This is a genomic window from Arthrobacter sp. ov118 (assembly GCF_900116495.1).
Classification (GTDB): domain Bacteria; phylum Actinomycetota; class Actinomycetes; order Actinomycetales; family Micrococcaceae; genus Arthrobacter.
The window spans coordinates 980427-992883 of the sequence record NZ_FPAY01000001.1 but is presented as its reverse complement, the minus strand read 5'-3'; the positions used below and the strand labels follow the sequence as shown (position 1 = coordinate 992883).

Annotated in this window: 12 protein-coding genes; 6 read left to right on the top strand and 6 right to left on the bottom strand. The window is 68.5% G+C overall.

Translation table 11 applies throughout. The features are described 5' to 3' along the window. Positions 1–416 precede the first annotated feature (416 nt). From BM372_RS04630 to BM372_RS04610, 5 genes are all read left to right on the top strand, one after another. Positions 417–911 carry a nucleoside deaminase gene (locus BM372_RS04630; protein ID WP_090952453.1) on the top strand — a complete coding sequence of 165 codons (495 nt, stop codon included), beginning with the start codon at positions 417–419 and terminating at the stop codon, positions 909–911. A 17-nt stretch (positions 912–928) separates the two neighbouring features. Continuing rightward, on the top strand, positions 929–2137 hold the full coding sequence (locus BM372_RS04625) for an XdhC family protein (protein WP_090952450.1): 1209 nt from the start codon (positions 929–931) through the stop codon (positions 2135–2137). Further along, positions 2128–3072 (top strand): FAD binding domain-containing protein, encoded by a 945-nt coding sequence (locus tag BM372_RS04620; RefSeq protein ID WP_090952447.1) that lies wholly within the window; start codon positions 2128–2130, stop codon positions 3070–3072. Before BM372_RS04625 ends, BM372_RS04620 begins: the two co-directional genes overlap by 10 nt. Continuing rightward, entirely contained in the window at positions 3073–5913 is a 2841-nt protein-coding gene (locus BM372_RS04615; protein ID WP_090952444.1) for a molybdopterin-dependent oxidoreductase, read from the top strand. It begins immediately after the preceding gene. Between the two features lie 71 nt (positions 5914–5984). Beyond that, positions 5985–6968, top strand: a complete 984-nt coding sequence (locus BM372_RS04610; protein ID WP_090952982.1) for an aldo/keto reductase — start codon at positions 5985–5987, stop codon at positions 6966–6968. 25 nt (positions 6969–6993) lie between these two features. On the opposite strand, the gene BM372_RS04605 is transcribed toward BM372_RS04610, so the two are convergent. Further along, positions 6994–7527 (bottom strand): DUF488 domain-containing protein, encoded by a 534-nt coding sequence (locus BM372_RS04605; protein ID WP_256214028.1) that lies wholly within the window; start codon positions 7525–7527, stop codon positions 6994–6996. Between the two features lie 73 nt (positions 7528–7600). Between BM372_RS04605 and BM372_RS04600 the strand changes: the two genes are divergently transcribed. Further along, the gene (locus BM372_RS04600; RefSeq protein WP_090952442.1) at positions 7601–8245 is read left to right on the top strand and encodes a uracil-DNA glycosylase; all 645 of its coding nucleotides are present in this window, start codon (positions 7601–7603) and stop codon (positions 8243–8245) included. A gap of 68 nt (positions 8246–8313) precedes the next feature. Here the strand turns inward: BM372_RS04600 and nboR are convergent, their stop codons facing one another. The 5 genes from nboR to BM372_RS04575 all read right to left on the bottom strand — a co-directional run bounded on the left by nboR (position 8314) and on the right by BM372_RS04575 (position 12428). Then, positions 8314–8922: a nicotine blue oxidoreductase gene (gene nboR / locus BM372_RS04595; protein ID WP_090952439.1), complete on the bottom strand. Its 609-nt coding sequence runs from the start codon at positions 8920–8922 to the stop codon at positions 8314–8316. A gap of 36 nt (positions 8923–8958) precedes the next feature. Further along, positions 8959–9300, bottom strand: coding sequence for a hydroxyisourate hydrolase (gene uraH, locus BM372_RS04590; RefSeq protein WP_090952436.1), 342 nt, complete (start codon positions 9298–9300; stop codon positions 8959–8961). After that, positions 9297–9794 (bottom strand): 2-oxo-4-hydroxy-4-carboxy-5-ureidoimidazoline decarboxylase, encoded by a 498-nt coding sequence (gene uraD, locus BM372_RS04585; RefSeq protein WP_090952432.1) that lies wholly within the window; start codon positions 9792–9794, stop codon positions 9297–9299. The genes uraH and uraD overlap by 4 nt, the downstream gene beginning before the upstream one ends. 364 nt (positions 9795–10158) lie before the next feature. Continuing rightward, entirely contained in the window at positions 10159–10995 is an 837-nt protein-coding gene (locus BM372_RS04580) for an alpha/beta fold hydrolase (protein WP_090952429.1), read from the bottom strand. 290 nt (positions 10996–11285) lie between these two features. Continuing rightward, positions 11286–12428, bottom strand: a complete 1143-nt coding sequence (locus BM372_RS04575; RefSeq protein WP_177235873.1) for a phosphotransferase — start codon at positions 12426–12428, stop codon at positions 11286–11288. Positions 12429–12457: the final 29 nt, after the last annotated feature.

Sequence of the window (12457 nt, the reverse complement as noted above, 5' to 3'; positions counted from 1 at the left end):
CTGCTCCCAGGTTACGTGACCTGCGCCACGAATTGGGCTTAAGCGTAGCCTGCCCCGCCGGTGGTGTACATCACTTTTTGAAAAAAGGGTTCGTGGCCGTAGCGGCAGCCGCGGACACTTCACCGCCGGTTCCGCGCCCTGCCGCCCGTTCGGCGGCGGGCAAGCGGTTGGGGCACCAGAGCGTGAAGACCCGGACACAGAGATTTCACACAACGAAACCAGGCTTCCACCGAAATTCAAGCGCCGGCCGGACGTCCCGGTGCTACTGTCGATCTTGCCAGCGGCGGGCAGCCCGACCCCGGGGAGGCTGTCCACCAGGCGCACCTTCAAGGCACATGCTGAAGTCTGGTCATCGTTGCATCCGCCCTGGCGTTCCCGTCACGGTGAACCGGCTTCCGCAGCAAGGGAGTCGCAGTATGCCTACAACCGACACAGCCAAGAAGTACCTGGCGCGGTCCATTGAGCTGGCCACGGCCAACGTCTCGAATGGCGGAGGCCCGTTCGGCGCAGTGCTGGTCACTGCGGACGGGCAAGCGTTCGACGGCGTCAACCGCGTCACCGCCACCAACGATCCCACCGCGCACGCCGAGGTCACGGCCATCCGGCGGGCGTGCAGCGAACTGGGCACCTTCGATCTCAGCGGCGCCACGCTCTACGCCAGCTGCGAGCCGTGCCCCATGTGCCTGGCGTCCGCGCTGTGGGCACGGGTGGCGCGCGTGGTGTTCGCCGCGGACCGGCATGACGCCGCCTCCGCAGGGTTCGATGACGCCGTTTTCTACGGATACTTCGAAAATGACCAGCGCGAGGCGCTCATGCCGGTGGGCAGGCTGGAGCTGACCGGGCCCGAAGCCCTCGCCGTCCTGGATCCTTTCAACGCCTGGAACTCGCTCGAGTCCCGGACCAAGTACTAGCTCCGGGAACAGCGGCCATGTTGGATCTGCTCCCGCTCCTCGGCACCTGGCGGCCGGCCGCCTCCGGGCAGCGCTGCGCGGTGGCCACCGTGGTCGGCGCTGACGGATCGGTGCCCAGACCCGTGGGCACGTCCATGTTGGTCGCCGAGACCGGCGAGGTGCTGGGCAGCCTGTCCGGCGGTTGCGTGGAAGGCACAGTCGTGGAGGTGGCACTGGAGGCAATGCGCGACGGCGGCACGCGGCGGGAGTTCTTCGGCTACAGCGCCGAGGACGCGTTTGCCGCCGGATTGACCTGCGGCGGCGGCCTGGAAATCCACATCGAGCCCCTGGGGCCGGAGCCCAACCGGCTGCGGCTGGACAGCCTGCACGGCCTGACCGGACATCCGGGCCGCGGGGCGGCGCTGATCCGCAGGGTGGATGCCGGGGGGAGCGGCGCCGTCGTGGTTCCTGACCCGGCGACCTTCCAGGTACTGCGGTCGGCTGAATTGGCCGTGCTCCTGGCCCACGGCGGTCCCGCCGATGCGGGCACGCTGATGCTGGCGGCGGCAGCCCAGGTGGAGCCGCTGCTGAGGCAGGGCCGCACCGGACTGGTCCGGCTCGCCCGCGAAGACTGCCTGCCGGAGCCCGTAACCCTGCTGGTCGAGAGCCGGCTGCCCGCGGCGCGCCTGCTGGTCTTCGGCGCCAACGACTTTGGTGCGGCACTCGTTCCGGCCGCGAAACTGCTGGGCTTCCGCGTGACTTTGTGCGATGCCCGCCCGGCGTTTGCGCGGCAGGACAGGTTCAGCGCCGCGGACGAGGTAGTGGCGGCCTGGCCGCACCGGTATCTGGCGGAGGAGGCGCAGGCCGGCCGCCTCGACAGCAGAACGGCTATCTGCCTGCTCACGCATGATCCGAAGTTTGATGTGCCGCTGCTGCAGTCCGCGCTTAGCCTGGACGTGGCCTACGTCGGTGCCATGGGGTCACGGAGCAGTCATCGTGGGCGGCTCGAGGCACTGCGCCGCGCCGGCGTTGCTGACGAGGACCTGGCCCGGCTGCACTCGCCCATCGGGCTGGATCTCGGCGCCGTCACCCCGGAAGAGGTTGCGGTGTCCATCATTGCGGAGCTGGTGGCCACCCGGAGCAAGACCGCCGGGCTGGCGCAGGGCAGCGTGTCCCTGAAGGATGCCACTGGCCCCATCCACCACTATGCCGGCGCGCCGGTACGTCAGGAGGCCCCTTGGACCTGAACACCGTTGAAGAGGTGGTCCGCACCGCTGACCCGGCCGAGTGGCGCGACGGCGACGCCTGGCTCGCCGGGGGCACCGTGCTTTTCTCTTATGGAGGCGCCGCGTTTGGAAAGGAACCGCTCCGGCGTCTTCTGGACCTCGGCTCCACGGACTGGACACCCCTAGCGGTCTCAGCCGCGGGCATCGAACTCGCGGCTACCTGCACCGTCGCGCAGCTGTACGCGTTCCCGGACTCGGAGGCCGCCCGGGACCGGGCGGGCGACTGGCCCGGGCTGGACCTCATCCGCCCCTGCTGCGACTCCTTCGTGGCCTCCTTCAAAGTCTGGAACATGTCCACGGTGGGCGGGAACCTGTGCACCTCCCTGCCGGCCGGCCCCATGATCTCGCTCTGCGCCGCGCTCGACGGCACGGCCACCATACTGGGACCCGGCGGTGCCAGCCGCACGCTTCCTGTGCTGGATCTCGTCACGGGGGACGGGACCAACTGCCTCGTTCCCGGTGAGCTCCTGCGCAGCGTGAGCCTGCCGGCGTCGGCGCTCTCCTCCCGGGTGGCCTTCCGCAGGTTGTCGCTGAGCCACCTGGGCAGGTCCGCGGTGCTACTGATCGGAAGGCTCGACGCCGACGCCCGCCTGGTCCTGACCATCACCGCCGCCACCAAGCGCCCCGTGCAGCTGCACCTGTTGACCTCCCCGGAGGCGCCCGCCGACGCCCTCGCTCAGGCACTGGACGCGGCCATCCCCGATCAGCTTTACCACGACGACGTCCACGGCCTGCCCGCCTGGCGCAAGGACATGACGTACCGGCTGGCCCAGGAAATCCGGGCCGAACTCACGGCCCCGGCAGGCTCAGGCCCGGCACCAGTGTCCGGCGACTTCTGGCCGCCGGGTGCCTGGCCGCCGGCCCCGTACGCCGAATCCCCGACGGAAAGGGCCTGAATGCCAATCGAGATTAACGGCGCAATCGAGATTAACGGCGCAATGGAGATCAACGGCGTCCCGGCGCAGGCCGCACCGCGTCCAGGCCAGTGCCTGCGGACGTACTTGCGCGAGCAGGGGAACCTTGGCGTGAAGAAGGGCTGCGACGCCGGCGACTGCGGCGCGTGCACGGTGCACGTCGACGGCGTGCCGGTGCACAGCTGCATCTATCCCGCCGTCCGCGCCGAGGGCCGGGAAGTCACCACCGTGGAGGGGCTGGCCGGCACCGCCGGAGGCGCCGCGCTTCACCCGATGCAGCAACAGTTCCTGGACCGGCAGGGTTTCCAATGCGGGTTCTGCACCGCAGGGATGGTAATGACGGCCGCGACCTTCGATGATGAGCAGCGGGCAAACCTGCCCCGCAACCTCAAGGGCAACCTGTGCCGGTGCACGGGGTACACGGCGATCGCGGACGCCGTTTGCGGCCAGGAAGGACACCCGGACCCCGCGGGGGCGGAATCCGGGATCGCGGGCGTTGGCCAGCCCGGTCCGCGCCCCGGCCAGCTCGGCGACGACGTCCCGGCACCTGCCAGCCTCGCCGTCGTCACGGGCCGGGTCCGCTACACCCTGGACGTCCCGGCCGACGAACTCCCCGGGCTGCTGCACATGAAGCTCCTGCGCTCCCCGCACGCCCACGCCCGGATCCGCTCGATCGACGCGGCAGCCGCGCTGGCGGTTCTCGGCGTCGAGGCGGTCTTCACCCACGAGGACTCCCCGGCGCAGCTGTTCTCCACGGCGCAGCACGAACTCCACACCGACGACCCGGATGACACCCGGGTGTTTGACGACGTCGTGCGGTTCACCGGCCAGCGGGTCGCCGCCGTCGTCGCCGATACCGTGGCCGCGGCGGAAGCCGGCGTGCGGGCGTTGCGAGTCGACTACGAACTGCTGGACGCCGTCTTCACCCCGGAGAACGCCATGCTGCCCGGCGCCCCTGCCCTCCACGGGGACAAGGACGCCGCCACAGCCCGCATCAGCCGGCCGGAGCGGAACGTCGTGGCGGAACTGCATTCCGAACTCGGCGATGTGGCGGCCGGCTTCGCCGCGGCGGACTTCATCCACGAGCACACCTACCGGACCCAACGCGTGCAGCACGCCGCGCTGGAAACCCATGGGTCCATCGCCTCCTTCGACACTGACGGGCGGCTGCAGATCCGCACGTCCAGCCAGGTCCCGTTCCTGGTGCGGCGCACCCTGGGCCGGGTCTTCGGCCTGCCGGAAGAGCAGATCCATGTGGTCGCCGGCCGCGTAGGCGGCGGGTTTGGCGGCAAGCAGGAGGTGCTGACCGAGGATGTCGTGGCGCTGGCCGCCCTGAAGCTCAACCGCCCCGTGCAGCTTGAATTCACCCGGACCGAACAGTTCACTGCCGCCACCACACGGCACCCGTTCACCATCCATCTCAAGGCCGGCGCCAGCCGCGACGGCCGGCTGACCGCACTCCAGCTGGAGGTGCTCACCAACACCGGCGCCTATGGCAACCATGCGCCCGGGGTCATGTTCCACGGCTGTGGCGAGTCGCTGGGGGTGTACCGGTGCGAGAACAAGAAGGTGGACGCCCACGCCGTGTACACCAACACCGTGCCGTCCGGTGCCTTCCGCGGCTACGGCCTGAGCCAGATGATCTTCGCCATCGAATCCGGCCTCGACGAGCTCGCGGCCGGCATCGGCATGGACCCCTTGGAGTTCCGCCGGCGCAACATGGTCCGCGAGGGCGACAGCATGCTGTCCACCCGGGACGAGCCCCAGGAGGACGTCCACTACGGCAGCTACGGCCTGGACCAGTGCACCAGGCTGGTGGAAGATGCACTGGCCCGCGGCCTGGAACGCGGCCGCGCGGCCGGCCTCGACAGCCTGGGCCCGGGATGGGTCATCGGTGAGGGCACGGCCCTGTCCATGATCGACACCGTCCCGCCACGCGGCCACTTCGCCCACTCCTGGCTCCGGCTCCTGCCGGACGGGACGTACGCCGCCGACGTCGGGACGGCCGAATTCGGCAACGGCACCACCACCGTCCACGCCCAGCTCGCGGCCACCGCGCTGTCCACCACGGCGGGCCGGATCACGGTCCGGCAATCGGACACTGACCTTGTGGTCCACGATTCCGGCGCGTTCGGATCTTCCGGCACGGTGGTGGCCGGCAAAGCGACCCTGGCCGCCGCCACCGACCTGGCCGTCCGGATCCGCGCCTTCGCCGCCGGCATCGGCCAAACCCAGGCCTCCGCCTGCGTGCTGGAGGATGACGCGGTCATCTGCGAGGGAACCCGGGTGCCGCTGGCGGAACTGTACGACGCCGCCCGGCAGGCCGGCGTCGAACTCGCCGCCGAGGGGCATTGGGGCGGCACACCGCGTTCGGTCGCGTTCAATGTCCAGGGGTTCCGCGTGGCCGTCAACACCGGCACCGGGGAGTTGCGGATCCTGCAAAGCGTCCAGGCGGCCGACGCCGGCGTCGTGGTCAACCCGCGCCAGTGCCGCGGCCAGATCGAAGGCGGCATCGCGCAGGCCCTGGGCGCCGCGCTGTACGAGGAGGTCAGGGTGGACGACGCCGGCCGGGTCACCACGGACATCCTGCGGCAGTACCACATCCCCACCTTCGCGGACGTGCCGCGCAGCGAGGTGTACTTCGCCGACACCAGTGACAAACTCGGCCCGCTCGGGGCAAAATCCATGAGCGAAAGCCCGTTCAACCCGGTGGCGCCCGCGCTCGCCAATGCCATCCGGAACGCCACCGGAGTGAGGTTCTCCCGGCTGCCCATCACCCGGGACAGGATCTACCTGGGCCTAAAGCAACGCGGGGTCACCTAGCGCCCAATAATTGGGGCTTATTGGGCCGTATCTGACCCCGCGTTGCGGTTGGAAGGTCTTATAGTCGGATGATGGAAAAGCGGATGTTGGGCAAGACCGGACGGAACGTCTCCATCGTGGGCTTGGGGACGTGGCAGCTCGGCGCGGACTGGGGCAACGTGGACCCCGCGCAGGCGCAGGCCATTCTGGCGGCCTCCGTGGAAGCGGGTGTCACGTTCTTCGACACCGCGGACGTTTATGGCGACGGCCGCAGCGAGCAGGCCATCGGGGCGTTCCTGGCGGACAACCCCGGCCTGGACATTACGGTGGCCACCAAGATGGGCCGCCGGGCGGAGCAGCGGCCGGAGAACTACAGCCTCGCCAACTTCCGCGAATGGACGGACCGCTCCCGGCGGAACCTGGGTGTGGACCAGCTGGATCTGGTCCAGCTGCACTGCCCGCCCTCCGCCGTGTACAGCAACGCCGAAGTCTACGACGCGCTGGATACACTCGTGGCCGAGGAGGCCATCCGCCACTACGGCGTCAGCGTGGAACGGACCGACGAAGCCCTCGAAGCCATGCGGCACGAGGGAACGGCCACCGTGCAGATCATCCTCAACGCCTTCCGGCTCAAGCCCCTGGACGAGGTGCTGCCGGCGGCAGAGGCTGCCGGGGTGGGCATCATTGCCCGCGTTCCGCTCGCCTCCGGGCTGCTCTCCGGCAAGTACACGAAGGACACGTCCTTCGCAGAGAACGACCACCGGAACTTCAACCGCACCGGATCAGCGTTCGACGTCGGGGAGACGTTCTCCGGCGTCGACTTCGGCCAGGGCCTCAAAGCGGTGGCCGAATTCGAGGAGCTGGTGCCCGACGGCGTCAGCACCGCCCAGGCGGCCATCGCCTGGATCGCGGCGCAGGACGGGGTCAGCACGGTGATACCCGGCGCGCGGAACGCGGACCAGGCGCGCTCCAACGCCGCCGCGGCGGCCGTCAGCGGCATTGACGCAACGTTCGACGTCGGCGTGCGGGAAATCTACGACCGCTACTTCCGCGAGTCGATCCACCCCCGCTGGTAGCAGCCCTGATGCTGGCCGCGGCCGCCTAGTCTTCCGGATACCAGACCCGTTCTCCCTCAACGCGGGCGAAGGAGGTCTGGGTATGGAGTCTGGCGGACTTTTCCGTCATGATGTCCAGCACCTCGACGTTCCGGGCCAGGAGCGCGTCGCCGATCAGCGAGCGGTGACAGCGCCACGGGACGGCTTCCGCGCACATGATCGCGGAATTGTTGGTCCGTCCACGTTCCATCAGCTGGCCGATGGCGGCTGAGAATTCCTCGGTCTGCATATAGTCCGCATACCCCCGGAACGACGCGTTCCGCCAGGCACCGTTGGGGCTGTCCTTTCCGGCATGCCGCAGGCCGCCGAGGGATTCCATCCGCCGGTAGGTGATCCCGCTGGCACGCAGGCTCGCCGCCAGCGCATCCCCGTTGAACTGCGGGTTGTGCCGCGACTTCGGGACCGTGCGCACATCGATCAGCTTCTTGATGCCATGGGCCTTCAGGATGCCGATGAATTCGTCTATGGGATGAGTGGAGTGCCCGATCGTAAAGATGGTCATGTCCGTCATGTCCGTCATGCCCCAATGCTAAGGGGCGGGGCGGCCCGGATATTCTGGTTGCCGTATGAGCTGCCAAGGAAACGGGCGTCGCGTGACTTCATCCTCCATCCATGCCTTCATAGACCGGCTCGCTTCGGTGGAAACCGGGCCCAAGTGCAACAACTTCTTCAGCCATGCCGTCCCGGGGAACGCGCAGCGCCGGCGGAACCTGGAAATCTATCTGCAGGAAATGCTGGACCGCTCCCCGCAAGTGCTCCTGGTAGGTGAAGCCCCCGGGTTCAGGGGCATGAGGATCACCGGGGTTCCGTTCACCAACCGCACCATTTTCGAAGGCCCGGCCAACGAGTTCGGACTTTTCGGGCCGGGGAAGGGGTATGTGTTGCCGGCTGAGGCTGCGGGGGTCGCGTCCGAGCCGACAGCCACGGTGATGTGGGAAGTGCTGGCCGAGCTGGAATTCCTCCCCCTGCTGTGGAGCGCCTGCCCGTGGCATACCCATGTGCCGGGACGGCCGATGTCCAACCGCACCCCGACATCCGCCGAAGCAGCTCTCGGAACTCCGTTTTGGCAGGCGCTGACAGAGCTGTTTCCCATCGAATCCGTGGTGGCGGTGGGCAACGTGGCGCACCGCAGCCTGCAGCGGAGCGGCCTGGACGCGCCGAAGATCAGGCATCCCGCCCACGGCGGCCGGTCCGGCTTCAAGCGTGGCCTGCAGGAGTTGCTGGTCCGTTCCTCCTAAAGCAACGCGGGGTCACGTAGCGCCCAATAATTGGAGTTTATTGGGCCGTAAGTGACCCCGCGTTGCTTTTAGTCGAGGAGGTGGAGTTGGTCCGGGGTGTCGAGGTCTTCGCCTCCGGAGAGGTCGCTGCAGTCCACCAGGTCAACCAGCTCCGGGCGGGCCTGCAGGAACACCCGCGCTCCGGCGTCGCCCGTTGCCGTGGCTGCTGCCGCGGCGCGGAGGCTGGAGTCCAGCAGCAACGGATGTCCGCGCTGCAGCTTCCCCTCTGCGCCGCGGTAGGCAGCCGCCGTCACCCGGCCCGGCCGGTGCGATGCCAGCAGCCGGGCAACGGCCTCCGGTGTCAGCCCGGGCTGGTCCACAAGCGCGATCAGCACGTGGTCCTCCGGGTCCGCCGCAGCAACACCGGCCCGGAACGAACTGCCCATCCCGGAGGCCCAGTGCGGATTTTCGATGACCCGGTGCCGGCTGAGGTCGGTGGCGGCGCGGACCCGTTCCGCTTCCGCGCCAAGCACCGTCACAACTTCCCGGCAGCCGCCCGCGAGCAGCACGTCGGCGAGCACTTCGACCAGGGTGCGGCCGCGGAACGGGAGCAGCGCCTTGGGCCCGAGTCCCAGCCGCGTCCCGGCGCCGGCGGCAAGCAGCACCGCCGTCGTGCGTGGTGGTCCGCCCTCGCTCATGTGCCCACCCTAACGCTCCGGTTTCGAGTCGCCGCCTTAGCTGCCGCGGTAGGTGGAGTACGCGAACGGGCTCAGCAGGAGCGGCACGTGGTAGTGGGCCTGGGAATCGTCTACCGCGAACGTGAGCGTGACTTCAGGGAAAAAGGTTTCGGTCTTGGTTGCCCCGTAATAGGCTCCGGTGTCGAAGCCCAGCCGGTACGTGCCGGAAGCCAGCTTGTCCGGGCCCAGCGACTTGATGCGCCCGTCATCATCCGTGGCGCCGGTCGCGATCCTGACCCAGCGGTCGCCGTCGAGCATTTCCAGGGTGACGGCGACGCCGGCGGCGGGCTTGCCGGAGCCGGTGTCCAGGACATGGGTGGTGACGTGGGAAGTGCTCATGGGCCGATTAGTCCTTCGAGTCGGAGTACCGCGATTTCGCGCAGCTGCTGGCCGATGATTGGTTGTTCCTCTTCGGAAGTGTGGGCGAGCCTGGCGTTGAGGGCGGCCAGGATCTCCTCCCGGCTGCGGCCGGCTGCGCGGATGAGGAACACCTGGCCGAACTTCTCCTCGTAGGCGCGGTTTCCCTCGGCGATGGCTGCCGCGACGGCAGGGTCCGAAGCGCCAAGGGTTGCCTGCTCCGACTGGGAGAGCCGGGCCTCCGTGCTGTTTCCTGCGGCGCGTTCGCCGATGCGGGGATGATGGGCCAGAGCGGCCTCCACCTCCTCGCCAGTGAAGGGATCCGCCGCGCGGACAGCCGCTTCCCGGAGGCTTCCGCGGTTGCCAAAGGGCCGGGAGTCGACGATCTCCGCAATCCACCGTTCGATGTCCAGGCAGGGGCGCAGGGCAGCCGCGGCCTCCGCGCGTCCTGCCGCGTTAAAGTCTTCCAACAACATGTGCCAGATCCTCTGAGTCAATGCTGGCATCCACGGTGTAGGGCTATACGAACCGGTTATTCGTATCGTGGAACTGTTATTTCAGCATATGCAAAAAATTGAACCGTACGGGGTGGGGCGTGTCAACGGGTGTCCGGGAAGGGCGGAGATCCGCTACGCAGATGGAAAACCGCGGCGGAATCGGACATGCGCACCGTGGATCCGGGGCGCATCCGTCCGAAACCGGCGCGGAAATCCGGAACCGGCGCGGGAATCGGAAGCCGCCGCGAATCCGGAAGCGGGGCGGGAATCGGAAGCGGGCGGGAATCCGGAACCGGCGGGGAAATCCGGAAGCGGCGCGGGAATCCGGAACCGGGCAGGTCCTTTACTGGGAAAGGAACCGCAGCAGAACCTCGTTGACTTCGGCGGCGTGCGTCCACAGCAGGCCGTGCGGGGCGCCGTCGAGCTCCACGTACTCGGCGCTCGGCAGCGCCTTAGCAAACTGGCGTCCTGTGACGTCGATCGGCAGGATGTTGTCCGCCGTGCCGTGCACAATCAGGGACGGGACATCGATCTTGGGGATGTCGGTGCGGAAGTCCGTGAGCCAGGTGAGCTGCGCTGCCGCCGACGCCGTGGCCCCGCCCGCGGTGGCGATGTTCCAGCTGGCGCGCATGTATCCCTCGCTAAGCCGAGGGGTGCCAAGGAAGGTCTCGCTGTTGTAGAAATTCTTGAAGAATTCCGTGAAGAAGGCGTACCGGTCCCCGGTCACGGCCTCTGTCAGCCCGTCGAACACCGACTGCGGGACGCCGCCTGGATTGTCATCGGCCTGCAGGACGTAGGGCTGGACCGAGGCGAGGAACACAGCTTTCGCCACCCGGGCCGAACCGTAGGTTGCGAGGTACCGGCCCACCTCGCCGGTGCCCATTGAGAAGCCCACCAAGACGGCGTCGTTGAGGTTCAGTGAGGTCAGGATGGCGTTCAGGTCCGCCGTGAACGTCTCGTAGTCGTAGCCGTCGGTGGGCTTGCTGGACTGTCCGAAGCCGCGGCGGTCGTACGTGATCACCCGGTAGCCGGCGGACAGAAGTGCCGTGGTCTGCTTCTCCCAGGAGGATCCGTCCAGCGGGTAGCCGTGGATCAGGACTACCGGCTGACCGGACCCGTGATCCTCGTAGTAGAGCTCGACGTCCGTGCTGTTCTCAGTTCCAACCTTGATGTAAGCCATGAAGCGTTCCTCTCGGTACGGGCGGATCAGTTCGGGGTGAAGCCGGTGCGTGCGTCCCGGATCAGGTCCCACGTAGGGACGTAACGACCACTGGCGGCAGGGTGTTCCCGGACCGTCCCGGGCCGGAGCGCTGGCAGGCACTGCTCTGGGCTGAGCTATTTCCTCAGCCAAAGATCCACACTGCGTTGCAGGTTTTCCAGTACGACGGCGGCCGGGCGCGGGGGTAGCGCCTCAACAGTTGCGCGGTGCGCCGCTACCCCCGCCCCGAGTGTTGCCGGATTCGGCCCATGTCAGCGGCCCCCGGGTTCCGTAGCCTCGCTTGCGAAGCCGGACACGAAGCCGGACTCAGAGCCGGACACGAACGGAATGTGCGCGGCACGTTCGCCGAGCACAGCCAGGGCCATGGCCGAGCGCTGGCGCAACGGGGAACAGGCCAGCCGCAGCCAGGAGCCGTCGGAATAAGCATGGAACCGGGCCGGGCTGACATGCAGCTCTTCCGCGGCGGCCAGGATCCGCGTGTGGGCCGCCAGATACCGGTCCAGCGAAATGCTGTGTACGCGGGCACGCAGCTCCAAATGAACGTCCAGGTTGGCCAGATCCAGGGCGGCCTCGGCCTGGGCGGTGTCGTCGAAATCCAGCAAGGCCAGCGGCGAGGGACCGCCGACGGCGAGAATTTGCTTGTCGTGGAGGTCCCCGTGCGCCCAGACCAGCGGATCCGGTGCCGTCCGAAGCAGGTTCCGGGTCACCTCGTCGGCCCGGGCACTCAGGGCGGCGCCTTGGGGTGCGGCTTCCGGGATGTCCTTGTGGTGCCGCAGCCAGCGGTTCACCCAGCGCTGCAGATCGGCGACCTCCACTTCCGGGGAGCGGACGGGCAACGCGGCCAGGGCTGCGTGCCCGGTGGAGCTACCCACTTGGGCGGTCCAGGCGTGCTGCCATCTCTCCCACAGTCGGTCGAAGCCTTCGTCGCTGAGACCCGCGGTTTCGTCGCCCAAATCTCCCAGGGGCCGGCCGGGAACGGCGCTAAAGACGATAACGTCCGGAGAGTTCCGCAGGACCCTGGGTGCGGTGAAGGTCCCGGGGGCCAGGAGGAGCTCGGTCTGCGCGCAGCGTTCCGCGGGCACGATTGCCCCGCCGGGCGGGAAGACCTTGATGTAGCCAGCATCGGTCCGGACGACGGCGCGCATGTGCGGCCGGTAGGACACCAGTTCCCCGCGCCGGGCCTCGGCCCGCAGGGACGGTAGCCCCGGATCGTCCTCGGACAACAGCTCGAACGCTCCGCCACGTAGCACGCCTCCCCGGACGCCGGCCTGCCCCGGCGCCACGACCTCCAGGACGTAGTCGCCGACCGTTCTGTCAGGCCACGCCCGGTGGATATGCCAACTTTGGCCGGAAGAGTCGACGGCGGACCGCGGGACCGGCGGGCGCCACTTCATGCGATCAGCTCCAAGGCTCGGCGCGCCTG

Bases quoted from the DNA above. Each gene is read 5' to 3' on its own strand.
- uraD (WP_090952432.1), bottom strand. From the start codon at position 9,794: ATGTTGTTGGAAGACTTTAACGCGGCAGGACGCGCGGAGGCCGCGGCT.
- BM372_RS04630 (WP_090952453.1), top strand. From the start codon at position 417: ATGCCTACAACCGACACAGCCAAGAAGTACCTGGCGCGGTCCATTGAG.
- uraH (WP_090952436.1), bottom strand. From the start codon at position 9,300: ATGAGCACTTCCCACGTCACCACCCATGTCCTGGACACCGGCTCCGGC.
- BM372_RS04580 (WP_090952429.1), bottom strand. From the start codon at position 10,995: ATGGCTTACATCAAGGTTGGAACTGAGAACAGCACGGACGTCGAGCTC.
- BM372_RS04610 (WP_090952982.1), top strand. From the start codon at position 5,985: ATGGAAAAGCGGATGTTGGGCAAGACCGGACGGAACGTCTCCATCGTG.
- BM372_RS04575 (WP_177235873.1), bottom strand. From the start codon at position 12,428: ATGAAGTGGCGCCCGCCGGTCCCGCGGTCCGCCGTCGACTCTTCCGGC.
- BM372_RS04625 (WP_090952450.1), top strand. From the start codon at position 929: ATGTTGGATCTGCTCCCGCTCCTCGGCACCTGGCGGCCGGCCGCCTCC.
- BM372_RS04615 (WP_090952444.1), top strand. From the start codon at position 3,073: ATGCCAATCGAGATTAACGGCGCAATCGAGATTAACGGCGCAATGGAG.
- nboR (WP_090952439.1), bottom strand. From the start codon at position 8,922: ATGAGCGAGGGCGGACCACCACGCACGACGGCGGTGCTGCTTGCCGCC.
- BM372_RS04605 (WP_256214028.1), bottom strand. From the start codon at position 7,527: ATGACGGACATGACGGACATGACCATCTTTACGATCGGGCACTCCACT.